The sequence below is a fragment of the Caldibacillus thermoamylovorans genome, assembly GCF_000751775.1.
GTDB lineage: Bacteria > Bacillota > Bacilli > Bacillales > Caldibacillaceae > Caldifermentibacillus > Caldifermentibacillus hisashii.
Genome location: NZ_CCRF01000009.1, coordinates 1 through 25447, shown reverse-complemented (window position 1 = coordinate 25447; position 25447 = coordinate 1). Strand labels below are relative to the sequence as shown.

Sequence of the window (25447 nt, the reverse complement as noted above, 5' to 3'; positions counted from 1 at the left end):
TTTTTCTAAACGAATGTTTACTTATTTTTATCGTTTGTTTGATCGCTTCCAAGAAAATATTTATTCCATTGCAATTTTGACCGATTTGTCTAAATCAAACAATCCGCAGCCGTTCCAATATTCCTTTTACGGCACTGAGCTTATGTATCGCTTCAATACTTATAAGTTTAATGAAGAGGATATTCCTTCTTTGAAAAAATCTACGAACCCTTTCGCCATTGCAGTATTGGCAGGCATTTACCTACATCAAACGGAGAAGAACTATCACAAACGATATGAAGTAAAGAAAAAATTATTAAAAGACTTTATCTTAACCAACCCAAATCTTAAATCTATTTATGCGGAAGCTCTTTTCTACTTCATTGACTATTTACTGTATCTTCCTCATGAGCTGACAAAACAATTAACGAAAGACTTATCGATTAACATTGAAAAGGAGGCAAAACATATGCTGTATTCTGAAAAAATTAAAGAAGCACCTACACTTGCTGAATATTTTAAAACTGTGAGGGAAGAAGGATTTGAAAAAGGAATTGAAAAAGGATTGGAAATGGGAATTGAAAAAGGAATCGAAAAAGGAATCGAAAAAGGAATTGAAAAAGGAAAAATGGAAGAAAAAAGGAATTTAGCTGCTGAGCTGTTGCGGGAAGGTTTTTCAGTTGAAAAAGTGGCAAAAATGGTGAAGCTGAGCCTTGATGAAGTGAAAGAGATAGAGGCAAGCATTCATTTTAACCGACCCGAATCTTAAATCTGATTATACGGACAGACCTTTTTACTTTATTGATTATTTACTGTATCTTCCTCATGAGCTGACAAAACAATTAACGAAAGACTTATCGATTAACATTGAAAAGGAGGCAAAACATATGCTGTATTCTGAAAAAATTAAAGAAGCACCTACACTTGCTGAATATTTTAAAACTGTGAGGGAAGAAGGATTTGAAAAAGGAATTGAAAAAGGATTGGAAATGGGAATTGAAAAGGGAATCGAAAAGGGAATCGAAAAAGGGAAAATGGAGGAAAAAAGGAATTTAGCTGCTGAGCTATTGCGGGAAGGTTTTTCAGTTGAAAAAGTAGCAAAAATGGTGAAGCTGAGTCTCGATGAAGTGAAAGGAATTGGAAGAAATTTATAGGTACAAATCCAAATTCTCCTGACACTCTTTCAATTATAACCATTTCAACTGGTTATACAAGGTTGAAAAAGAAAGATGGACAAATTCGATACTAATTAAACAAAGATGGGACTGAATCACGTTTGGATCCAGCCCCAATTTGTATTCTGCAACCTATCAATACTAGCTCATATGTTTAGGTGCAATAATCACTTATTAATCTTTTTAAATGCTTCTGTCTGTTCTTTAATTCCCTTTTCAGCCGCAAATCTTTCAATACTTGATGCCCCAAAGAATCCAACGATTCCGTTAACCCTACTTATTACATATTTAGCATCCTCTGGTTCAGCAATTGGACCTCCATGACAAATAACCAATATATCAGGATTAACCGCACGTCCTGCATCAACAATTGCTTGAATACGTTCAACACAGTCATCCAGAGTCAGTGCTGTTTTAGCTCCAATGGTTCCTTTTGTAGTAAGACCCATATGTGCAACGAGGACATCCGCACCTGCTTTAGCCATTTTTGTTGCTTGTTCTTCATCAAATACGTATGGTGTTGTTAATAAGTCTATTTCATGTGCTTTACGAATCATTTCTACTTCTAAATCGTATCCCATGCCGGTTTCCTCTAAATTTTGACGGAAAACGCCATCAATCAAACCAACAGTCGGGAAATTTTGAACACCACTAAATCCTTGGTCTTTCAATTGTTTTAAAAATACATCCATAACTCTAAATGGATCTGTGCCATTTACCCCTGCAAGAACCGGAGTATTTTGAACAACCGGCAATACTTCATTACCCATGTCTTGAACGATTTGGTTCGCATCCCCATAAGCTAATAAACCTGCCAAAGAACCACGCCCTGCCATTCTATATCGCCCTGAGTTATAAATGATTAACATATCAGCGCCACCAGCTTCACTACTTTTAGCGGTAATACCGGTTCCAGCACCAACGCCTAGTAAAATTTCACCATTGCCAATTTTTTCCCTAAAACCTTTCAAAATTTCCTCTCTTGTTAATGATAACATTTATTTTTCTCCTTTCTTTTCTTTTATTAATTCAATTAGTTTTTCAGCTGCTAATTCCGCAAATTCCTTATCATTCACATGAAAATTCGCTTCAATAATTTCTACTTTGCTTTTATCAACTTTTTCTTTTAATGTATTGATTAATGCTTGATTTTCTTCCGGACCATAAAATTGTTGTCCTTCCATATCCAATCCCGAAAAACCTTTCAGTGGAAACATTAATGCTGTGTGGCCATTCGATTGATTCAATCTTTCGGCCATATTTTTCCCAATCTTTTGGTTCTCCTCAACTGTAGTTCTCATCAATGTTACTGTTGGATTATGTTGATAAAAATTTCTTCCATCAAATTGTTTAGGTACAGTTTCTCTCGGTCCAAAGTTTACCATGTCCATTGCACCAACAGAAACTACTTGAGGTACCCCATGCTTTCCTGCCGCTTCTAAACGATGAGGACCTGCCGCCAGTATGCCACCAACCGTTTCATCAGCCCATTCTGTTGTCGTTATATCAAGAACACCTTCAAAAAAACCATTTTCAATTAAGTGTTCCATCGTTTTTCCGCCTATACCCGTTGCATGAAAAATTAGAACCTCATAACCTCTATTCTCTAAATAATCCTTTGCATAGTTTATACAAGGAGTAGTTAAACCAAACATGGTTGCTGCAATTAAAGGTTTATGAGCCAATTCAGTTTTATGTTCAAACTGCAGCATTCCACAAATGGCAAAAACAGCATTCGTAAAAATTTTTGTGGAGATCGTATTTAGTCCTGCTACATCAACAATAGATGGAATCATGATAATGTCACTTGTTCCCACATATGGTTGGGTATTTCCAGAAGCAACTGTTGATACCATAACTTTAGGAACACCGATTGGAAGTGCCCTCATTCCCGGTGTGGCAATTGAAGTACCACCCGTTCCACCAAATGATAGAACACCATGAAACTTACCCTCTTTATATAATTTAGGTAATAAAATTTCCATCCCTTTAGACAGTACCTCCGTAGCACGTGCACGATCCTTCTGCTCTACGATTTTTTTCATATCTACTCCAGCCGCTGAAGCAACATCCGCATTGGATACGTCCGGAGTAAACTGTGGTTCAAAGACACCTGAATGGATAGTGAATGTGTTAAAACCTAATGATTCAATTAACTCTTTTACAAATAGAAATTCTTTCCCTTTGGAATCAAATGTTCCTATTAATGCTACTGTCTTAGTCAAACATATCACTTCCTTTTTTAATTTAATATCATGTTCTTAACAATTATTATGATAACGCTTACCTCATGAAAAATATATGACCTTATATTAGTTTAACTTGTCGTTATGTTTGATTTGATAAATTCTCTTGGGGACTTCCCCTTTCGTTTTTTAAAAATTTTACTGAATTGGGAGTAGTTTTGATACCCTACTAATTCTGCGATGATTGTCAGTGGCAACCTTTTTTCTTGGTAAATTTCCAATGCTCGATTAAGTCGAAAATCTATTAAGTAATCTGTAAACGAAACCCCAACATTCTTTTTGAATAGTGTGCTTAAATGTGACCTCGATACATGAAGGATTTCTGAAATCTCATTTAAGGATATTTCATCTTTATAGTGAAGACTGATATACCTTTTTATAAAATCAATATAATCATCAATTGTTGAAAATCCACTAATAATTTTTTCAATAAGTTCATCATACCTTACTTCATTCGTTTTTTTGAATGATTCCGTTACCTGCAAAACTACTTGCTCAGCAGGTATTCTTTCAAAAACTGAGCCGCCTATATACCCGTCAATATTCGTACCATCATATATAAATTGAACATCGACCGGTTTATTCACCGGTCCTCCATAGACCATTTTTATAATGTCCGGATTTCTTTCTGTAACAACATCAAAGATTTCCTGTGCTAAAATTTTTGCCGATTGTAATGATTGAATATGTTTTGAACCAAGTTTTCCTCCAGTTGTTAACCCTAAATGAACACAGATTACATCTGCTCCTGAATTAACCATTTGAATCGCTTGTTCTTTGTTAAAAACAAAAGCAACTGTTAGCAATCCAAACTTATTCGCAATGGAAATACTTTCTACTTCCTGCTTGTATGAAATTCCCTGCTCTTCCAATGCTTCCCTGTATTTCCCATCAATCAAGCCAACTGTAGGATAATTATTTATACCAGCAAAACCTTTTTCTTTAACTTGTTGAATAAAATTTTCTAAATGGATAGAAGGATCAGTAGCCATTACACCGAAAATCACAGGAATTTTATTAATTCTAGGCAGTAATTCCTTTAATCCAAATTCCATAACTTTATCATTGCTATTTACAAATGGTAAATATGCAGCAAGAGAACTTAAACCTTTTTGGCGGAAAAGGCCGGAGCTTAGTGCTAAAATCAAATCAGCCCCGCCCTCTTCAGCGTATTTTGCTGTTAATCCAGACCCTGCTGCAACTCCAATAATATGCCTATTTATTTTAATTTGTTTCTTTAGTTGCTTGATGATCTGGTCTTTTTCAAAATGTGGCACACTCATCACACCATTTCAATCTTGGTTTTTTCAACCTATTTCGTCCCAAAAACACATAACAGTCAATACTCTTTTACTATTATCGTACTCTTTTGACCTGTTAAACACCAGCCCCAACTTGAAATTTTAACATACCACTAGTCATTCACCACGAAATAGGATAACCTAAAAATTGGATAACCCTTAACGATTTTACCTGCTTTTGTTCTGGTAAAAGCGACTATTAGTCAACTTTATTTTTATCAAGTTAATTTGATAAAGGGAAGATACAGGTAAGTGTGTTTGGTAATCTGCTAATGGATAGTATTATTGGGACGTCTTTAGTAGCATATGGTTAGGCATAACGATTTCTACTCTGACTGCTATTAATAGTTTGCATCTAGGAAACAATACGGACTTTGGGAGTATCAATCCATATGGAACTCGTTTGTATGCAAAATTCTCCATATGCCAGCAATCAAACACCATACTAAGATTTAGCTATTCGTTTTTTAGAATTAGATAAGGAAAAATATAAGTTTCACATTAAAACAGCTACAAGAGCAATTGAAAGAGCGAAATCACGAGGTCGAGAAAATATAGACGACCAAATATTTTTAGTGTTCCCAAGTATTTACATATTATCTTCGGTAGACATGATTGGATAAAAAGAAAGTTAGGTATTAAAAATAGCAGAAATAGTAAAAAAGGGGAATTTTAATGATAGTGAAAAGTGAAAAAGAAAATCTGTTATTGGAGAGCGACAAAAGTTTTAAATCATTACTTGAAATAATTGAATCAGTACCCAGCAGAAAAAGGACCATTTCTATTGAAACTCAAGAAAGAGACAAAAATTATCGTGATGTATTAATGCATCTGTATGAATGGCACGCAATGCTTGAGAGGTGGTATCGAGAGGGGATGGATGGAGATATTCCTTTTATGCCAGCACCTGGTTATAAATGGAGAACTATCGAGCAACTTAATAAACAAATTTGGGAAAACTACCAAGATGTGACATTAAATCAAGCTATAAAAAAGTTGAAGTTAAGTCATGAAAGAGTAATGGATCTAATTAAATCACATACTAATGAAGAAATCATAACAAAAAAATATTATAAATGGACTAAAACAAGTAACTTATACAGCTATTTTGCAGCAAACACTTCTAATCATTACATTTGGGCTATAAAAAAATGTGAAGTAAAGATTGGGAAAAAATCAACTTAACTATCAGGGTGTGATTTGTCGAATTAGAAAGGACATAACAGATTAAGTCATATAAAATATGTTATGTCCTTTTATTATCTTAGTTTAAGACACTTCTAGTTCTACAAGTGTAACGTTATAGCCCAAACTTTCAAGCTTCTTTTATTAAGTTTCTGATTTTCTGTGAATAGGTCAGGTCAGGTGTGTAGATAGGTTAATAATAGTTCTTGGACTTTTTGTCGTCGACCCCCAATAGTGCATGAATCCCGTGAGGTCGACGACTATTATTTTGTAAAGTGATAATTGGAAAAATGCTTAACGCTAAATTGTAAAGTCAAATGCATAAAATTTTTTAAAAATCTTGTTAGATTACGGTTGCCTGTAAAAAGCTAATCCTACCAAGGGTTAATTAGTTTGGATTTATATATTGAACTTTCAAAGTCTTTTTAGTTCCCTTCAATAGCAGCAATTTTATGTATGGCGGTGGGCAATGGCTTATGGATAGTATTTCACTTGGTTGAGTGAGTGTGAAGCAAACTGCATTCCCTATTACTAGAACCGAGCATATAAATATCCGGTATTAAATCCAACCTCTCCCTCGTATTCATTTTTTTCCGTTTTTCAACATCGAATCAGAATAACATTGTTGCAGTGGTTAGTACTGTTTAACTCATTCGTTCACACTACGATTTACGGTTCCTTTTATGCCACTCTGAGATTTCCTTAAGTCTTTGTTTGAATCTGGCCTCTGAGCCTTGATTTGTCGGATGGTAATACTCATGACCTGCTAACGAATCCGGCATCGTCTGCATCGTCGTTAATTTTTCTTCTGTATCATGAGCGTATTTATATCCTTTCCCGTAATTTAAATCTTTCATCAACTTGGTAGGTGCATTGCGTAAATGGAGGGGAACAGGTTCATTCATTGAGTTCAGTGCATCTTTCTTTGCGCTCATATAAGCTAAATATGCTGAATTTGATTTTGGTGCCAGTGAAAGGTAAATTACAGCTTGCGTTAAGTGTACATTACATTCAGGCATACCAATAAATTGACATGCTTGAAAAACAGATACCGCAATTTCTAAAGCTCGATTGTCTGCTAAACCGATATCTTCACTTGCAAATCTGACCAACCTTCGCGCAATAAAGAGAGGATCTTCCCCAGCTTCCAACATTCGTGATAACCAATAGATTGCCGCATTCACATCACTATTTCGCATAGACTTGTGCAAGGCGGAGATTATATTATAATGTTCTTCACCATTTTTGTCGTACAATAATGATTTTCTGTTGATAATTTGGGAAAGGTCTTCTTCCCTAATGATGATTGAATCTTCCTGCTTATTTCCATTTAAAACAGCCATTTCCAGCGTATTCAATGCAGTACGGGCATCCCCATCAGAAAACTCTGCAATGGCCGATAAGGTTTGATCATCAATTTCTACCTTTTGAAGACCATACCCATTGGGATTTACGATGGCTTGTTTTAATAATTCCACGATTTCACTACTCGTTAATTTATGAAGGACAAAAACTTTAGTTCTCGATAACAAGGCCGAATTGACTTCAAATGACGGATTCTCAGTGGTTGCACCGATAAGGATAATGCTACCATTCTCCACATATGGTAAAAAGGCATCTTGCTGTGCTTTATTGAATCGGTGGATCTCATCGATAAACAAAATTGTCTTTTCGCCTAATTGTCGGCGTTCTTCAGCTTCTTTCATTACATTTCGAATATCTTTAATCCCACTGGTGACAGCACTAAAATTAATAAATTCCGATTGTGTTTGATTTGCAATAATTTTCGCCAATGTTGTCTTCCCTACTCCGGGGGGACCCCAGAAGATCATGGAAGAAACACGGTCATGTTCAATCATTTCCCTAAGAACTTTTCCTTTACCTATCAGATGCTTTTGTCCAACGAATTCGTCTAAACTTTGAGGACGCACTCTACTGGCCAAGGGACGACTTTCATCATTGTCGTTCTCAAATAAAGAAGGTTGCCTCAAGGTTATTCTCTCCTTGTAAAAAGATTATTTTTTACTCTTCTTCTCTTTTCGTCTGCTTATTAATTCCTACCAAAATATCTAAATCAATGGTTATCTTAGTAGTACCCTGATTTGTAAATTTATCCAATTGTTCCCTGTTCAAGTTCCAGGTCAAAGGAGTCATCTGAACGAAATTGGTTAACTCTGTTTTGGTTAGTTCCTTGGTATAGTTTAGGCTAATTATATCCACCAAATGAAAATGCTGTTTAAAAAGCGATACCGTTTCATTATTGTTATAAACACTTTTATCTGTATTATCGTAAAATGCCTCCCTAAGTTCTTCAAGATAATTGGCACGCGGGACAACTTTCACAATGAGACCATCAGGAACTAATATTCTTTTAAATTCAAAATAATTTGCGGGAGAAAGGATATTCAGGATGACATAGCATGAATGATCTGCCAATGGTGAATTCGCTAAATCTCCAACGAGCCAAATGGAGTCTTCGTAATTGCCGGCTGCCATTCGAATCCCTTCCTTTGAAATATCTAAACCTAACCCTGTTATCGCTTCATTCTTACATTCAGCGATAATCCTTTGCAAATGCGAACCTTCCCCACATCCGGCATCAAAAACCATAACTGGACCCTTAATAAGTTTCAAATGTTCCTTTATTACATTCGCAACCCACGCATGCAGCGGTTTATATAAATTACTTTCCATAATAATTTTTTGCCTTGCTTCAAACAGTTTTTTATCGTAATGGCTGTCTACAGAGCGGGTCATCATGTTTACATAGCCTTGTTTCGCAAAATCAAACGTATGATTGTTTAAACAAATGAGATTTTTTAAATCCACAACCTTCATTGGACTATTACAAACAGGGCAACTAAATACATGAACCCACTTACTAACTAACTCAGCACTTTTTTCTTTATTAGTCATGGTTTCTCTTCCTTTTGTTTCTTTTGAATATAGTGTCTCCTCTCTATATTTTACCATTGGAGTCCTATCTAAATGAATGTTTTACAAAGTTTTACAATATGAAAAAGGGTATCCAATGGACACCCCTACAGCTTATTTATCAACAAAACATTCTTTTATATGTAGAAAATAGGTAAGCATTTCCACCAATAACAACGTTTTTATGCTTCTTTTACCTTAATCTTTCCTTCTCTACTATCTTTATGTTCAATAAGGTCGAGTGATTTGTCGTTTTGTAACTCGTACATCTTTAATACCTCATCATTGGGTTTGGTAAGTAAGCTGACGACAACAATGGTTATTCCGGAAATAACAACCCCTGAGAATACCGGCATAAGCCATAGTTCACTCAATAATCCAATAAAACCCTGAGATGTCGTTTGAATACCGGGTACACCAAATATGGAAGCCATTATATAGTAAATTAAACCAACCGATATACTGGCCCAAACTGCTTGAGACGTCAGTCGTTTCCAGAATGGCCCCAACACCAAAGGCCAAAATATGGTAACAAAAACGATATCCCATGCTAAATAAGCCAAATCTATGACCTTTTGAAAACTAATTGCAAGAATCAATCCTAAAAGTGCACTTATAACAATGCACAAACGAGAAAAGAACAATAATGTTTTTGGATTAGGATTCGAATTAATAAAATCCAGATAAATATTTTTCGTGACTATACCAGAAGAAGCTACATAACATGCAGCTAACGTTGACATTCCCATCGCAGCCATAGATGTTAAGAAAATAGCGGAAATGACTGGCGGGAAATAGCCTTCTGCAAAGATAAGCATTAATGTCTCCGGATTTTTGCTATTTGGGAAAATCGTTTTAAATGCCTCTCCGATCATACCCGGCAACCAACTAATGGCGATGATAATCAGACCAGCTATAATCATGCTCATATAGGCAACCCGGGGATTTTTGGCTGCTGCCACCCTTTGTCCCAAATCGCCCGCGGGAATATCCCCAAGAGCTAGGACTAAGTAAAGCGACCAAAACTCTGCTCCTCCCTTGCTAAACAGTTTATTTACATTCCACCAATCATTCTGAAATGTAATATCTCCGTAGGAAAAAAAGATAACCCCAGCAATGCCTAGAATACCAATAATTGCAAAAATACCTTGTACGACTTCTGTATATGCTACTGCCCAAAGCCCGCCAATCACGGAATATATAACCGTTAAGCTGACAAATAATATCGCAGCAGGAAGAAAATCAAGGTGAAATATATTTTGAATAATATAAGTACCTCCAACTGTTAATGCACCGGCATTAAAAAAACCGAAAGCGATGGCCATAACCGTACCTGTATAAGCACCTAGCTTTTTGCTACCAAATCTTATCCCATAATAATCCGCAATCGTCCAACCTTTCAATCTCCTTAATGGTTTTGTCCATATTAAGGCGCCTAAAACCATGCAAGTTCCCAGACCAGCCATGGTTGCCGTACCTTCGAACCCTCCGGATGTATAACCTGAACCAACCGCAGCAAAAAAGAACGGTGCTGCCAATAAGGCGGCCACAAGGCTTCCTGTTACAACAGGAAGTGGCATACTCCATCCGGCAACAATCAAATCTTCTGCACTTTTAATTCTTTTGTAGCCTTTAAAACCGATATAGTAGATAAAGAGAATATAAATAAAAAATATGAATATATTCAATTTGTAATTCCTCCAAGAAAAATTTAACCGTTCATAACAACTCCACCATTTGGGCCGATAATTTGTCCGGTGTAAAAGTCAGCATGTTTTGAAGCTAAAAAAACAACCGTTTTTGCAATTTCCTCGGGCTTTGCCAGCCTTTTTAAAGGATACTTTGCTGATTCTTCTTCTACATAATTTTCTCCAAAAGCTTCCAACAAACTTGTCAGCGTCCCGCTTGGCGCAACTGCATTTACTAATATATTTGGGGCAAGTTCACGGGCCAAAGCTTTTGTAAAAGCATTAATGCCGCCCTTTGCTGCTGAATAGTGTGTATATTCTTCACAACCTAAACTGCCTAAATCAGAAGAAATATTAATGATTTTCCCTTGATTTAATTTTTTCATCCGCTTTACTGCTTCACGGGCATTATAAAATGTCCCGTAAAGGTGAACTTTAATCATTCTGTCCCAATCTTCATCTGACATTTCTACAATCGATGAAGAATAAGCAATCCCGGCATTGTTTACCAACACATCGATCTGATCAAAGTACTGATCAACTTTTTGATACATTTTTTCTACATCCGACGAAGAAGAAACATCAAAATGACCTGATATTGCCTGTACACTCATTTTTTCAGCTTCTAAGCGCACAGCCTCAGCTTCGTTTTCATCGCCAAAGTAATTGATAAATACATTGGCTCCTTCTTTTGCAAATTCCAATACGATGGCCTTGCCTATTCCTCGGCTTCCACCGGTTACAACGACATTTTTCCCCTTAAGTAGTAAATCCATTATTTTTCCTCCAACTTAAATTCTTTGATAAGTACTTGCAATTGTTCCGATAGTTTTCCTAGTTCAGTAGAAGTATTTTCAATGGTTTCCATCGATTGTAATTGTTTTTTTGTAGACATCGTAACGTTTTTAGAATACTCAGCTGATTGTTCCGCCATTTGTTCCATATCACTAACTGACGCTGCAACTTCCTCAGTAGCTGCCGACATTTGTTGAGAAGCAGCCGAAATTTCTTGAATTTGTGCTGCCACTGCTTCGATTGAAGATAAAATTCGGCCAAAAAGTTTACCGGCTTCATTCGTATATGTATGCCCGATATTTACATTTTCTTTTCCTTTAGCCGTCGCTTCTACTGATGCTTTGGAGTCCTCAAGAATAATTTGAATAAGCTGAGAAATTTCACCGGCTGAATTTGCCGATTGTTCCGCAAGTTTTCTCACTTCTTCTGCCACAACAGCAAAACCTTTACCATGTTCCCCGGCCCGAGCAGCTTCAATTGCAGCATTTAAAGCAAGCAGATTTGTTTGATCAGCCACTTCCGTAATGAAGTTAACAAACTCAATAATTCGTTTTGAATTATTGTTTAATCTGCCGATGGTCTCTTCAATTAGATCGACAGACTGGCTGATTAAATTCATTTGATTGATAAGATTTTGAACAACCTCATTTCCCTTTTTCGCCTCATTTGAGACTTGCGCAGAATTATCAGCAACACTTGAAGCTGATTCCGCAATTTTTTGGATACCTTGTGCAGATTCATCAATTGCCTGAGCACATTCTTTTGTTGTTTTTAAAGTCGCTTCTGAACTACCCGCCACTTTTTCTATTTCATTAGATACCATATTGGAAAATTGAAATGCCTCATTTGAATTGGCAGATAATTGTTCGGAAGACTCAGCAAGTTGATTGGACGTATTGCGAATATTTGTGATCATTCGTTGCAAATTATGAATCATTTTTTGAATAGAGAACGATAACTTACCAATTTCATCATCTGTTGCATTAAATTGTACTGAAGACAGATCACCTTTAGCCACTTTATCAGCTGCAGATACTAGTTTATTTAACGGTTTAAAAAGCCGTGAAATCGTAAATTGCAATGCTAATAAAAGAATGACTAAACCGGCAATCGCTACAATCACTTGTTTGATAATCGCATTTAATACGATTTGATTAATATAGTCTGCAGAATAATCGATTCCAATCACTCCGAATATTTCACCTGCACTGTCTTTTAAAGGAACAAATACAGTTCTCCAGCTACCGTACGGGTCTTCAAATATCGGGGTAACCTCTGCTTGACCACTTTTGATAGCAGCTTTTGCTGTTGTTAAATGAACTTCTGCAAGATTATCAAATTTTTCCCCGGCTTTATAAATCTCATTTAAATTACTTGTAAAACCAATTGTGAAGACATCGTCTCCGTCTATTTTCCATATATAGCTCCAACTCATTGTTCCTTGTTGTTTTAAGATCTTATCGAGTAATTTCTGATTTTCGATAAAAATCTTGTCTTTGCTGTTTTTGACTTTTTCTAATTTTGAAAGGTCTTTCGGATCTAATTGCATCGCCGTTAAAATACCAACACTCTTTAATTCCTTTTCTAAATCATTATCTAGTGTTTGGTATACTTGATGAATTTGTAATACAGTTAATACCGCAAAAATAAAGATGATGAAAATTGATATTGTAAAAAACAACTTGTTTTTTAATGATTTTTTTAAAAATTTCATAACCAACCTTCCCCGTATATAAATTTAAAAACACCACTTAAGATTGATTTTTTATTATCTGTATAAAACTAGTTAGAAATGGGAGGTACCCCCTAATTTCTGAAAAACATACTGAATAGGGAGACTTTTCGAGATGACCTTGGATAAGGGGTAAGAAACAACGGGAAACTAGCAATCATAGCTATAGCTTTAATTACTTTCAAAAGTCTGTACCCTCCGCTTGTTTTAAGTTAATCCTCCGGTGGATCAAGTGAAAATCATGCTGTCAGTAGCTGCTTCCAAAGTGATCATAGTCAAAGTCCTTTTTATACGCAATAACATTATATTTCCAAAGAATCTTCTCTTAATGTCAACTATCTACATTAAAATCACCGGTTCTTTTGACCTATATATCCTCTGATAAAATTTCAATTTACGCCGCGTTAAAAAGTGAATATTAGCTTGCAAGCTTGTTGGGAATATAAAAAGGAAATTATTGCATGTCGCGCATCCCACATTTTGACAATTTTTCCCATATCTATTTAATTTATCGACACTTTATCTAAATACTTTAGTTTTTATTATTTTAGAAAAGAATCTCGTTTACGGATCTGAATATTTACGATACTAAGCTATAGAGGAAATAGAGGAATATGTTGGAAGGAGGTGACAAAACTTTAAGACCCATCTTACGAATCGAAACAGCCATAACATGCAGTTTGTAACAGTAAGTAAACATACATTCTTTATTTTATTATATACACTATCAAAATCAGCTTCATCAATTGAAAAAGCAACATGAGTGTATGACTGACTTATTTCATCTCGAGGAATATTTCTCTCTAAATTTAGTGCCAACCACATGCCATTCAAATCAAAATATGCAGTACTTCTCCCTTTAACCAGTAATTTAGCATCAAATACATCTTGGTAAAACTATGGATTTTTCCAAATCAGAAACTGAAAATAGAAAATGATTAAGACCTTTCACAAACAACTATATCACCTCAATTTAATTATCATATAAAATGGCTTTTTTTGAATTCCAATCTCCTTAAATAGTCGCTATACTAGCCAGACTCCTTCGTATCGTTCCGGCCGTGTGGATCTTCCATTCAGGAGATTGTGTTGATCTAGAATTTGACTAAAAAAGACGTCATCTTAATAAAAAAAGCTACCACTTGTTGAAAAATTCTATTGTTTATTTTCAGGTTTTAATTTCATCATTGCACCAAAATATTGTGAAGCAGTCGTAAAAGAGATAAAAGCACATAGCTCACTTATTTCCTCTTCATTGAAATATTCCTTCAAAACATCAAAAGTTGAATCCGCTATCTCACCCTTTTGGTATAAAAAGACTTCCGCAAATCCTACGGCAACAGATGTTTTTTCATCAAACTGGGCAGGATCCGGTTTTCCTTTGGCCTTACAATACTCACAACCGTTCCTTTGAGCTAATGTTCTCCTTACTTGTTCCTTTAATTTAGCTGTTAGTTTTCCATCTTTTTCCAACACGTCGCCTAACTGACTCCATCTTACCATTACATCCTGATTATGTCCCAATAGTCTTTGAAAAGGTGTTTCCCCGAAATTAGATTCAACAATTCTTGCCATACAAGTCCCTCCCTGTTATATTTAATGTAAATTAATTATATAAAACAAAAAAATTAATTTACATTAAATTTATAACACTTATCAAATGAACTCTTTACAATATTAACAATTATAGGAGGAAAACTTTAAAAATGAAAATAGATGAGATTGATAAAAAAATTATAGATGAATTATGTAACAACAGTCGTTTATCCATGAGTGAGCTTGGCAGAAGAGTGAATCTTTCCTCCCCATCAGTTACGGAACGAGTAAGGCAAATGGAATCATTTGGAATTATAAAAAAATATACGATAGAAGTTGATTATGAGAAATTAGATTTACCTATCCAGTGCATAATTGAAGCTACCGTTAAAAATGGTGACTATAATTCTTTTAAAAACTATATAGAAAAACTTCCAAACGTAGAATTTTGTTATCGAATCGCAGGAAGTGCTTGTTATATGTTAAAAATGCAGTTTGAAACTTTCGCTAACGCTGAAAAATTTATTGATGAAGTAAGCCCAATTGCACAAACTGTAACCCATTTTATTTTTTCACAAGTTCCGACAAAGTTAAAATTTAATATGGATTGAAAAATTTTAGCTATATAAAAGGAACTTTAGTTTTTACATGAAGGCCAAGTATAGTTTGCATAATGATGACTTTTGCAGCAGGCAACAGAGTAACCATGCTTCGTTCATTCTATATAGGCATTTCTTTTTCTTTTTTAACTGACATAGGGCCCTTAAACCCTTATTACCGTAACAATTAAATGGCTACATCTGTCTTTCCTATTTAACAAATTACGGCGAGGCACAGGCATTACCACTATGCCTCTTCTACATTTTTAAATTGGTTATAAAACATATGATAATAGCTGCCACGGCGTGCCATTAGTTCATCATGGTTGCCTTGTTCAATAATTTGCCCGTGGTCGATCACCATGATGTTATCAGCGTCGCGAATCGTATTGAGGCGGTGGGCGATGATAAAACTTGTCCGGCCCTCCATAATCGAAAGGAGCGCATCCTGGATATACCGTTCTGTCCGTGTATCAATACTGCTCGTAGCCTCATCCAATATAAGCAAAGCCGGTTTTGCTAGAAAAACCCTTGCGATTGCCAAAAGCTGGCGCTGCCCCTGACTCAAGTTGCCACCGTTTTCCGACAAAACGGTTTCATATTTATCTGGCATCCGGTTGATGAAAATATCCGCATGGGCGAGCCTTGCTGCTTCTTCAACTTCCTCATCCGTTGCCTCAGGATTTCCGTATTTGATATTTTCCTTGATGGTGCCTGAAAATAAATACGTATCCTGAAGGACAAAACCAAAACTTCTTCTCAGACTGTCTCGTGTATATGCCCGGATATCCTTGCCATCAATGAAAATCCGGCCTTCCGTGACATCATAAAACCGGGTTAAAAGGTTTACAATCGTCGTTTTTCCGGCTCCGGTAGGCCCGACCAGCGCTGTACGCGTTCCCGGCTTTGCCTCAAAGCTGATATTTTTTATAATCGGCACATCCTCGCGATACCCAAAGCTGACATGTTCAAACACAACATGGCCTTTTGGATCTTGGAGCGTGGCGGCATCTTTCGAATCGTCCGGTTCTTCTTTTTCATCCAGTATCTCAAATACCCGCTCAGCTCCGGCAACCCCTGACTGAAGGACGTTAAAAATATTCGCCAAATTATTGAGCGGCTGCACAAACTGTCGGGAATATGTCAGGAAACTCGCGATTACGCCAACGGTAATCATATTGTTCAAAGCCAGAACCCCGCCGACAACTGCAATCATCGCAAAGCCAAAGTTGTTAATCACGTTCATGAGCGGCATAAGAAACCCGGTCCAAATTTGCGCCCTCAGCCCGACCTTAAGTAAGGACTGATTCACCTCTTCAAACTCCTGGATTGCCTTTTCTTCATGGTTAAAAGCTTTGACTACCTCTATCCCTGAAATCGTTTCTTCAATATGCCCGTTTAGCCGACCGAGTTCCGCTTGGTTATTTTTAAACAGCACTGAAGTTCGCTTGGCAATCGTTCGTGTCAGCAAAAACACAAGCGGAACCGTACACAGACTTGCGATCGTTAAAACCGGGCTTAAAATAATCATCATGATTAGTGTCCCGACTAGGGCAATGACCCCCGACATAAGTTGCGTCGTCGATTGAGAAATCGTATTGCTAACGTTGTCAATGTCATTCGACAAGCGGCTCATCAATTCACTGTGGGTTCTGGCGTCAAAAAAAGCAACCGGGAGTTTTTGCAGTTTTTGAAACAGATGACTGCGCAAACGCCGTACAATCCGTTGCGAAACACCGGCCATCAGCCAGCCTTGTAAAAAAGTCAACACAGCGTCTGCGATATAAGCCGCTGCAAGAACAAAAATCATGATTTCCAGTAGGTTAAAATTAACCTTTCTACCCGGTGACATGGCGTCAACGGCTCTACCGATGAAATAGGGAATGCACAATGTAAGTATAGAGTCCGCCACAATAAATACAAGAATGATAGACAGCCAGTTTCTTTCTTTGCCAAAATAGGCCCAAAGCCTGTTTAACGTCCCTTTAAAATTCTTTGGTTTCTCGGCCGGCCCTCTGAACCGTGCTGCTCCTCCCCCGCCCGGACGGCCCATCGGCAAAATAGGCGCCGGTGCCTGATTTCCTTTATATCCGTTCGTTTTTCCCGCCATCTTACAATACTTCCTTACCGATTTGCGATTGGTAAATTTCTTGATAAACCCGGCATTTTTCAAGAAGCTCCTCATGCGTTCCCAAGCCTGCAACTTCCCCTTCATCCAATACGATAATTTTGTCCGTGTCCATCACAGAAGTAATGCGCTGGGCAATCAAAAGGCATGTTAGCCCTTTCGCATACTTCTTCAACGCTGCTTTGATCCGCATCTCTGTTGCAACATCCACCGCACTTGTACTATCGTCAAGAATGAGGATTTCCGGATGTCTCACCAATGCGCGGGCAATCGAGATGCGCTGCTTCTGTCCCCCGGAAAAGTTGACGCCGCTCTGCCCAATCATCGTATCGTAGCCTTCAGGTGCGTCTGAAATAAAGTCATGTGCTTCAGCCAGTCTCGCAGCCTGTTCGATCTCATCCATCCCCGCCCGTTCATTTCCCCATTGGATATTTTCACGGACACTGCCGGTAAAAAGAATGTTTTTCTGCGGAACGATCGCGATTTTTTCACGCAGATCATGCGGGTGAAAACGTCGGACATCAACACCATCCACTTTAAGGGTTCCACCCGTTACATCGTAAAAGCGAGGAATGAGATTCACCAGTGTGCTTTTTCCTGATCCGGTTGAGCCGATAATGCCGACAGTTTCACCCGGATAAATGGTAAACGTGATATTTTTCAAAACCGCATCCTGCACCTGTCCGGTATAGGAAAATGTGACATTTTCAAAATCAATTCTCCCTCTTTCACCTGTTACTTCATGTTTCAGGCTGTTCCAGGAGGTGTTTTCTTCTACGGCAAATACTTCCCCGATCCGAAAAGTGGAGGCTCTTGCCCGGACAAACATGTTAAACACCATGGAAATCATCATTAGCGAGGTTGAAATTTGCGTCATATAATTGATAAAAGCAATAATATGACCGACTTGCATCGTTCCATTGTTAACCCCGAAGCCACCCATCCATTAAATGGCGACAATGCCGAAATTGACCGTAAGCAGGATCGCCGGGCTGAAGATAGACATCATCCGGATGGAAGACGTCGAGCGTTCTTGCAGGTGGCGGTTTGCCACGCTGAACTTTTCCACTTCAAATTGAAACCGGTTAAAAGCTTTCACGACACGGACACCGGATAAATATTCTCTCATGATGCCGTTCACGCGGTCCAGCGCTTTTTGCACTTTCATAAACAGCGGAAAACCCAGTCTCATGTTCGTTATAATAAAAATGATAACAATCGGTACAACAACTGCCAGCACCACAGAAAGCTGCGGGTCAAGCCGGACTGCCATAATTAAAGCGCCAATTGCCAATAGCGGGGCTTTGACAAAAATTCGCATTAAGCCGTTGATAAAGTTCTGTACCTGGGTGACGTCATTGGTGAGCCTTGTAATAAGTGAAGCCCGGTCAAATTCATTAATGCTTTGGAAAGAAAGCGTCTGGATTTTCCGGAACAAATCCGACCGTAATTCGGCCCCAAAGTTTTGTGACACGATGCTTGCGAGTATGCTCCTTAATGAAGCGGCAACCGCTCCGCACGCAGTGATCAATAACATCAAGCCACCCATCTTTAACACGTACTCCATGTTTTTGTGTGCCACGCCGACATCAATGATTTTCGACATCATCATCGGCTGCATCAAATCGCAGAGCGCTTCACATATTAAAAAGAAAACAGCCGTACAAAAGAGTATCCAGTATTTTTTGACATACTTTTTTAAAAATTGCATCGTTCATTCCACCTTTTATCTTTGCGGAAATCATTTTTGCCTACGCTTTTTTATCCATCTGATGATCGTCATTTGATAAATCCTTTAAATTGTCAGCCAATCGCTGTAAAAATCCAATAAACATTTCCTGCTCGTCTTCTGAAAATCTGCTTAACCCATTACTCAACTGTTGGTGATATTCATATGGTTGAGTGGCAAGACTCAGGACTTCCTATTACCAAACAGGCGGAACAGTTAGGATTCAATCGTCCAAGCCTTTATTATAAACCGGTTGAGCCTTCAGCTGAAGAAGGTGCCATCAAACATCAGTTTGATGAAGTCTATAAAAAATATCCATTTTTAGGTCCCGTAGGATAACAGCACCGTTTTCCCAAAGAAGGAGTGAATATCAATAGCAAAAGAGTTCAACGTCATATGTGAGAAATGGGTATCCAAGCTGTTTATCCTGGTACAAATTTAAGTAAACGGAATCTACACTTCAACATCGAATTTTGTAATCACAAGCACCCTCAGCAATCGCTTGATTTTAAAACGTCATCATCTATCTTTTTTAATAAAGCAGGTTCGTCATTACCCCTCCCATCTTTGAAAAACTATCTTTTATGTGCCTAGACCTGTCAAGGAAAATTACGCCCTTGACAGAAACTACAACATAAAATGTTGGGTTGGCTAGATGGGAAGGAGCAAAATCAATGCACCTTAAATTTGCAAAAAAGTTGTCTTGACAATGGGGTCTAATTTAAACATAAAATAATATTGTGGTAATTGCTTTTTTATATTTTTTCAACTTTTACTACTCTAATTTTTGCTGGTACTGATTCTTGTATTTCATAGTACCAAATTTTTACCTTATCTCCATTTTCAATATTCTTTATAGATGAACTATTACTTATATATAACTTAGAAACATTATATTTTCCTATAATTTCATCAATTAAAAGGTCTTTAGCATCCTCTTTAGTAAAGTTAGTATCTTCAACAAGATAGACGTTACCTTTATTAATTACTATTATACCTTCTTTTGTTACAGCTCCTTCTATAACTTTAGTTTGCTGACTTAGATCCCCAAGATACCAAAACATAGCCAAAACTATTAATGAGATGAGTATTGTTATTATTCTTTTCATAAAGTTCTCCTTTCTTGTTGATTATCTAATAAGGTAAAACTTCACATCATTCTTTCCTTTTATCCATTTTTTTCATCGCTTTTTGAATTGAAGATTCATATGGAGGGTACTTAGTTTTTATTAATGGGGCAGAAAATTGATGTCCTAAACCTTTGATTAAATCTTTCATATAATCAACACGATTTTTTAGAAAGTAAAAACAAACCTCATCATTACTATTTCTAGAAATTTTTGCGATATACATTGGTATGTGGTCATAAGGATATATTTATTTTACTCAACTTTCGCAGTTAAAAATTTATTTTAGATACTTGAAATAACTAGGTTTATCCTAAATAAAATTTCTGCTTGATTTTTTGATGAAAGCATAAAAAAGGCACCTCTTCTCATTGGCAAAATATAGGTGACTGAACCAAATTACGAAAGAAAAATGTCACCTATATGATAACGAATAAAGATTACTTCACGCAACTTCCAAAAGAAATAAAAAAAGCATTTTTGGAATTAAACATTAAATATCATTTAAGGAAAGTTAATATCGTAAATTTCCACTTTATTCCAGATTGTGATTTTTAAAATAAGTAGGCATCCAATGGGCCTGCCTTTATTCTCCAGTATTATTACGATAACAACTGTCATATAAGCAGCTGCCAATGACATCTAATCATATTGAGCGTATGTACCATCCTTTGAATTAGTTACGCAGATATTCTTGGAAGTAAAAAATCAATTTAACCTGCGTTGTATCAAGGGTTCTAGGAATTATCTGGGAAATTAAATAATTAAGACTAATAAGTTTTATACTAATATAAAAAACTCCCAAGAAGGGAGTTAGATTGAATATATATTTATTGTGTAGCCCTTATAAAGTCATAAACCGGTTTTATCATTTTAGGTCCACCATTGAAGGTCTGTCCATCAGTAAAGGAATATCCACCTCTATGAACACCAACAATTTCATTTGCATTATTTAACAATGCCGAGCCGGATTGACCATTAAAAGTATCTAATTGATAGAATGCTAGACTAGTATCCTCTCTCTCCACAGATCCAGACATTCCCCATTGAGAATATGTTCCTGTATTACTGATTTTATCGGAGGGATACCCATATACCTTAATTGTTTGATTTGCAATATTGGTTACTTGTTTTATTGGAAGGTAACCAGCAACATCACCAGCATTATTGCCATAATATGGGGCTAATTTTAGAACAGCAAAGTCTTGAGCGGAATCTCCTGTGTTAATCCAATGGCTAGTCACAAAGTAATCTACTACTTCATAAGCTCCATACCTGTAATGATTGTTATTTAATCCTGGAAATACATAAGCACCTCTAATTCCTTGGTGTGTATCAGGATCAACTACACAATGTCCATTTGTTAAAACAGTGTCTTTCCCAATTAATGTCCCCGTACACCATCCCCACCCATCAGCCCATTCTAACTCTATGTAAGAGATTTGTTTAAAAGGGGACACGGTTGCATCTTCTACGACTCTACGACCATCTTGTCCAATGACAACGTAAGGAGTAAATAATTGTTGAATTGCTTCACTAGGGACTGAGGAATCTAAAATTTTATAGGGTTTATATTTTTTGTAATTTGGCAGCTTTCTTTCTGGTAGAATTTTACCATTTCCATTATAATTTTCATTCATTTTGACAGATGAAGATGCATTTAATTTCTTCATATAATCTTCATACTTGATGACTTCTCCTTTGGAATTCACCATGTCATAAGGATGGGAGTCGTTTTGGCTGTCGAATTCATCAGCAAAAGCAGTCAAAGGAATCAATAGAAAAACCACTAACAACAGAGTGCTAAAGTAATATTTTTTCATAATTTCCTCCCTCTATTAATTTACGTATAGTCAAAAGTTTTTATTTTAAATAGGTTAACAATCAGTGATTTATAAAGAGATTAAAAAAAGGCTTGCTACCCCCTAAAATCTATGGTTAATTGTGGTTACCACACACAAAATCACTAAGATTGGAGTGAACAATTCTGTAACCCTCAATTATTAACCTATTTATTTGAATTTATCAAGTACCAAGGTGGGATAATCAAAATTTTACAGACTCGATTAATCGTTAAGGGAATGTTTGATAAACCCGAAGAAAAAAACGATAAACAAGCCCTACCAAAAATTCAGGCGGATGAGCTTCCGCTTGTTGAAACTCCTAAAAAACTTGATTATCAAGAACTGCTTAATAATGTTCTAGAAGAAACCAATGAGGATCCTGTTTCGACTGAATATCGGCAGCTTAAACAAATTATTGAGCGCCTAAACCGGACCTTCAAAGGGAATTACAATGCTACTTATGGCTTTGGTTCTAAAAGGGAACTGTATGAATTGTATCCTATGTGACTTTATTTGTGGCATATTTTAATTTCCTCAGGCACATGCCTTACTCGAGAATAAAGTACCTGTCATGACCCCAGAGCTTTTCCAAATTGCCACATATGTATGCACGCTAGACAAAAATATTGAGCCAGCTCTCAACAATCGCTTCAAGAAAAACAAACCGCCCAAATTTATCTTTCGTTGAGCCCTTGAGAGGCTTGAGCTTCAAACTAGCCATTTGGGAAGGGAACCTTGACATACCTTAATGACCGATAATTTAAAATTCCATGAAAGAAGACGCATTTATCATGCCTATTTTTAGTTCCCCTCTCCCTTGTTAACCTATCCTATACCATTGGCATGTTTGTCAAGGGCAAATGGCTGCAGTTAACCAGCATGTTTCAGAATAAAACTTGTCTGCTTATCCGTTTTTCATAGAACTTTTGACATTATCAATTTAATATATCGTTTAATTATTTATTTGTGTAAAAATTACTCATTTATTATTTATCTTGTCTATAACAAGTATATCACGTTCAAATCGGTGGATAAACCAGAAAATTTCGACATATACTGCAAAAAATCAACACCTTTTCCATATGTTTACAAATACCCTTATCTGGTTGTAATCAAAACCACCCGTTCTCACGGGTGGTTTGTTCTTCGGCTGAAATCCTTTGTTACTGGCCAACCCTAAAAAGGGCACTGACGGTTCGCCAACCGCACTACTCCCCCACCTAACCCTAAAGGGTTCTTTCTATTTCCTCTTGTTCTTCTTCTTCCTTTCTTCACAAGTGAACAGATCAATAAATTCCTCCATACTTAATTGATCCGCAACTATATCATCTTGTATTTGATTTCGTATATATTCTTCTATTACCTTCTTGTTTCTACCTACTGTATCCACATAAAATCCTCTACACCAAAATTTATTTTAACACCAAGAGGGGCATTTTTTAATACCTTGCTGAAAGCTTTCCTGAATCCTACGTCTAGCGTAGGGTTTTCTTTTATACAAAAAATTGCATCGTTCATTCCACCTTTTATCTTTGCGGAAATCATTTTTGCCTACGCTTTTTTATCCATCTGAGGATCGTCTTTTGACAAATCCTTTAAATTGTCAGCTAGTCGCTGTAAAAATCCAATAAACATTTCCTGTTCCTCTTCTGAAAATCTGCTTAATCCATTACTCAACTGTTGGTGATAAGCTGTTTTTGCTTCCCGAATGATTTTTTCTCCTTTTTCGGTAAGGGACACCATTTTCACACGGCCATCTTGGACTGATGTCACGCGACGAGCATATCCCCATTTTTCAAGCCGGTCGATCATTTGCGAGACCGTGCTCATACTGACGTTGAAATGTTCGGCAAGGCTTCCCATCGTGCACTGCCCGGACCTGCCGACATGCCGTAACAGTACCCATTGTAAACGAGTAACCTTCTTATCTTCATTTGCCAACCGTCCTTCCCGAAGATACCGGTTAATATACCGCCAATGCGTAAGGAACTGGTCAATTTTACTATCTTCCATGATGGTACGCCTCCTGACTAATAATACTTTAGTTAGTTTACTAAAATATTTTGGGGTTGTAAAGATGAGTGCACAAAAACGTTTTCTTTTATTTTTTATCTATAAAACTTGTTACTACTGTTCCGTTAAGAGCATGGGTTATAATTTACTCCTTTCTATAATTCTTTGCTTTGATGGTTTAATGTATCTAAAATATGAAAATTTAGTTTGTTCACAGTAAAAATGCTATAATATTTGTAATATGTTTTAAGTGGCCATTTAGCCTGGGACCATTAGCAGCTTTTTTTTTTCCTATTTATAGTATTGCAGTTACTTTTTAAGGCTAAAAGAAATCAGGTGGTGGTTAATATGACAAATAGCTTCTTATTTGATTGTTTATCCGATATTACTAGTCATGTAGCCGCTATTTGTGGCTCAGCTTTAGTAACAGCTGCTATGGCGCCTTAAGACATATTTTTCTCTCCAGATGTTTTTAGTTTAATAGAATAAAGCGCCTTGAATTATCTTTTTTAAACCCCTAGGTTTATTTTATTAAAAAGCTATTTCTTCCTGAACCATATAATTCGTCCTTATATCCCAATAATAGACGTAGCATTGTATTGGGATAACCTAATTCTTCTCTTAATCCTTTAGTTGTTATATTGGGATTCTTATATAGAATATCTTGAACTCTTGCCATTTCATGAGTATCAAAGGATGTTTTATGAATGACGAAAGGGGAAAGGTGTTCAGCTATATTAATTTGAGTTAATTCCTCGTTACCAGTCCATTCAAATAATCTAATTTGATTTTGAAAACGTATTAGATTATCACCCTCTATTAAAAATCTATAAATCAAATCACTTTTTATTTTCGAAACATCACTATCAACCAAGTAACTTTTCTCTAATAGAAACACGACTATTCCTATAAAGGTATCAATAATTTGCAAAGGTATCGATTTTTCGGAGTCGTGTGAGATAACTTTTCTAACGCGGTAATTTTTATTTCTGTATGCGGAATGAGCGTTCATTTGTTCAATAAGTTTATTGTTTAATTTGATTTTGTCATATTCGTAGTTTCTATCAATTTTTATTTTAACATTTACTAATTCCTCATCACTTTCTATATGTGAAAAATCTCACGTTAAGCCATAAAATAAGCGTTCAGGAATTTTTATATAGAATAATTCCCTTAATTCTTCAGTATTTAATTCAATCTTTTCCGCTGACCTAAGAGCAACTTCATTATTAACAATCAAAATATTTATTCTTACATTCTCATTTATAACAGTGTGTAAAGTTTTAAAATACTTTTTTATGTGTCTATCCTTGGTGTACTCACGAAAATGCAATTCACTTTTTGAATTATTTTCCTTATTAATTGCATAAACCTTTTTTACTATAGAAGCTAAAGAGGAATCTGTACCTCCGTAAGCCCCATAATAAGAAAATTTT

At 36.4% G+C, this 25447-nt stretch carries 19 protein-coding genes and 5 pseudogenes; 6 read left to right on the top strand and 18 right to left on the bottom strand.

Annotated features, from left to right (window positions below):
• Together BT1A1_RS18950 and BT1A1_RS01130 are read left to right on the top strand one after the other, a co-directional pair.
• The coding region (locus BT1A1_RS18950) for an RpnC/YadD family protein (RefSeq protein ID WP_034767198.1) at window positions 1-748 on the top strand (748 nt) is incomplete at its 5' end.
• Window positions 749-866: 118 nt separating this feature from the next.
• Window positions 867-1133, top strand: coding sequence for an RpnC/YadD family protein (locus tag BT1A1_RS01130; protein WP_034767195.1), 267 nt, complete (start codon window positions 867-869; stop codon window positions 1131-1133).
• Between the two features lie 188 nt (window positions 1134-1321).
• On the opposite strand, the gene BT1A1_RS01125 is transcribed toward BT1A1_RS01130, so the two are convergent.
• The 3 genes from BT1A1_RS01125 to BT1A1_RS01115 all read right to left on the bottom strand — a co-directional run bounded on the left by BT1A1_RS01125 (window position 1322) and on the right by BT1A1_RS01115 (window position 4677).
• On the bottom strand, window positions 1322-2152 hold the full coding sequence (locus tag BT1A1_RS01125) for a phosphoenolpyruvate hydrolase family protein (protein WP_034767194.1): 831 nt from the start codon (window positions 2150-2152) through the stop codon (window positions 1322-1324).
• On the bottom strand, window positions 2153-3379 hold the full coding sequence (locus BT1A1_RS01120; RefSeq protein WP_034767191.1) for a Tm-1-like ATP-binding domain-containing protein: 1227 nt from the start codon (window positions 3377-3379) through the stop codon (window positions 2153-2155).
• 92 nt (window positions 3380-3471) lie between these two features.
• Entirely contained in the window at window positions 3472-4677 is a 1206-nt protein-coding gene (locus tag BT1A1_RS01115) for a phosphoenolpyruvate hydrolase family protein (RefSeq protein WP_231553256.1), read from the bottom strand.
• Window positions 4678-5376: 699 nt separating this feature from the next.
• Here BT1A1_RS01115 and BT1A1_RS01110 point away from each other — a divergent pair.
• Window positions 5377-5886: a ClbS/DfsB family four-helix bundle protein gene (locus BT1A1_RS01110; RefSeq protein ID WP_034767187.1), complete on the top strand. Its 510-nt coding sequence runs from the start codon at window positions 5377-5379 to the stop codon at window positions 5884-5886.
• A 662-nt stretch (window positions 5887-6548) separates the two neighbouring features.
• On the opposite strand, the gene BT1A1_RS01105 is transcribed toward BT1A1_RS01110, so the two are convergent.
• The 7 genes and pseudogenes from BT1A1_RS01105 to BT1A1_RS01080 form a co-directional block, all read right to left on the bottom strand.
• Window positions 6549-7877 carry a replication-associated recombination protein A gene (locus tag BT1A1_RS01105; RefSeq protein ID WP_034767185.1) on the bottom strand — a complete coding sequence of 443 codons (1329 nt, stop codon included), beginning with the start codon at window positions 7875-7877 and terminating at the stop codon, window positions 6549-6551.
• A 31-nt stretch (window positions 7878-7908) separates the two neighbouring features.
• Window positions 7909-8802 (bottom strand): putative RNA methyltransferase, encoded by an 894-nt coding sequence (locus BT1A1_RS01100; RefSeq protein ID WP_034767183.1) that lies wholly within the window; start codon window positions 8800-8802, stop codon window positions 7909-7911.
• Between the two features lie 200 nt (window positions 8803-9002).
• Window positions 9003-10508 (bottom strand): sodium:solute symporter family protein, encoded by a 1506-nt coding sequence (locus BT1A1_RS01095; RefSeq protein WP_034767181.1) that lies wholly within the window; start codon window positions 10506-10508, stop codon window positions 9003-9005.
• 23 nt (window positions 10509-10531) lie between these two features.
• Window positions 10532-11284 (bottom strand): SDR family NAD(P)-dependent oxidoreductase, encoded by a 753-nt coding sequence (locus BT1A1_RS01090; protein WP_034767179.1) that lies wholly within the window; start codon window positions 11282-11284, stop codon window positions 10532-10534.
• Window positions 11284-13017: a methyl-accepting chemotaxis protein gene (locus tag BT1A1_RS01085; RefSeq protein WP_034767176.1), complete on the bottom strand. Its 1734-nt coding sequence runs from the start codon at window positions 13015-13017 to the stop codon at window positions 11284-11286. The genes BT1A1_RS01090 and BT1A1_RS01085 overlap by 1 nt, the downstream gene beginning before the upstream one ends.
• A gap of 744 nt (window positions 13018-13761) precedes the next feature.
• A pseudogene (locus tag BT1A1_RS19155) lies at window positions 13762-13993 on the bottom strand (VOC family protein); the annotation flags it as partial.
• Between the two features lie 197 nt (window positions 13994-14190).
• Window positions 14191-14610, bottom strand: coding sequence for a carboxymuconolactone decarboxylase family protein (locus tag BT1A1_RS01080; protein WP_034767174.1), 420 nt, complete (start codon window positions 14608-14610; stop codon window positions 14191-14193).
• A 131-nt stretch (window positions 14611-14741) separates the two neighbouring features.
• Here BT1A1_RS01080 and BT1A1_RS01075 point away from each other — a divergent pair, with 131 nt between their 5' ends.
• Window positions 14742-15182, top strand: coding sequence for an Lrp/AsnC family transcriptional regulator (locus tag BT1A1_RS01075; protein ID WP_034767172.1), 441 nt, complete (start codon window positions 14742-14744; stop codon window positions 15180-15182).
• Between the two features lie 235 nt (window positions 15183-15417).
• Here BT1A1_RS01075 and BT1A1_RS01070 read toward each other — a convergent pair whose 3' ends face one another.
• Window positions 15418-17280: an ABC transporter ATP-binding protein gene (locus tag BT1A1_RS01070; protein WP_034767170.1), complete on the bottom strand. Its 1863-nt coding sequence runs from the start codon at window positions 17278-17280 to the stop codon at window positions 15418-15420.
• Window position 17281: 1 nt separating this feature from the next.
• Window positions 17282-19009 (bottom strand): annotated as a pseudogene (locus BT1A1_RS01065) (ABC transporter ATP-binding protein).
• Between the two features lie 183 nt (window positions 19010-19192).
• Between BT1A1_RS01065 and BT1A1_RS18325 the strand changes: the two are divergent.
• Window positions 19193-19366 carry a hypothetical protein gene (locus BT1A1_RS18325; protein ID WP_156103129.1) on the top strand — a complete coding sequence of 58 codons (174 nt, stop codon included), beginning with the start codon at window positions 19193-19195 and terminating at the stop codon, window positions 19364-19366.
• 416 nt (window positions 19367-19782) lie between these two features.
• Here the strand turns inward: BT1A1_RS18325 and BT1A1_RS01055 are convergent, their stop codons facing one another.
• Together BT1A1_RS01055 and BT1A1_RS01050 are read right to left on the bottom strand one after the other, a co-directional pair.
• The gene (locus BT1A1_RS01055; RefSeq protein ID WP_034767169.1) at window positions 19783-20136 is read right to left on the bottom strand and encodes a DUF3221 domain-containing protein; all 354 of its coding nucleotides are present in this window, start codon (window positions 20134-20136) and stop codon (window positions 19783-19785) included.
• Window positions 20137-20984: 848 nt separating this feature from the next.
• A complete protein-coding gene (locus BT1A1_RS01050; protein ID WP_034767166.1) occupies window positions 20985-21977 on the bottom strand; it encodes a trypsin-like serine peptidase in 993 nt (330 codons plus the stop codon).
• Window positions 21978-22358: 381 nt separating this feature from the next.
• Here BT1A1_RS01050 and BT1A1_RS18095 point away from each other — a divergent pair.
• Window positions 22359-22615 (top strand): annotated as a pseudogene (locus tag BT1A1_RS18095) (transposase); the annotation flags it as partial.
• 623 nt (window positions 22616-23238) lie between these two features.
• Here the strand turns inward: BT1A1_RS18095 and BT1A1_RS01040 are convergent.
• The 4 genes and pseudogenes from BT1A1_RS01040 to BT1A1_RS19145 all read right to left on the bottom strand — a co-directional run.
• Window positions 23239-23412 (bottom strand): annotated as a pseudogene (locus BT1A1_RS01040) (IS200/IS605 family transposase); the annotation flags it as partial.
• Between the two features lie 137 nt (window positions 23413-23549).
• Window positions 23550-24011: a MarR family winged helix-turn-helix transcriptional regulator gene (locus tag BT1A1_RS01035; protein WP_034767162.1), complete on the bottom strand. Its 462-nt coding sequence runs from the start codon at window positions 24009-24011 to the stop codon at window positions 23550-23552.
• A 523-nt stretch (window positions 24012-24534) separates the two neighbouring features.
• Window positions 24535-24885, bottom strand: a complete 351-nt coding sequence (locus tag BT1A1_RS19150) for a hypothetical protein (protein WP_231553255.1) — start codon at window positions 24883-24885, stop codon at window positions 24535-24537.
• A gap of 246 nt (window positions 24886-25131) precedes the next feature.
• Window positions 25132-25447: pseudogene (locus tag BT1A1_RS19145) on the bottom strand (hypothetical protein); the annotation flags it as partial.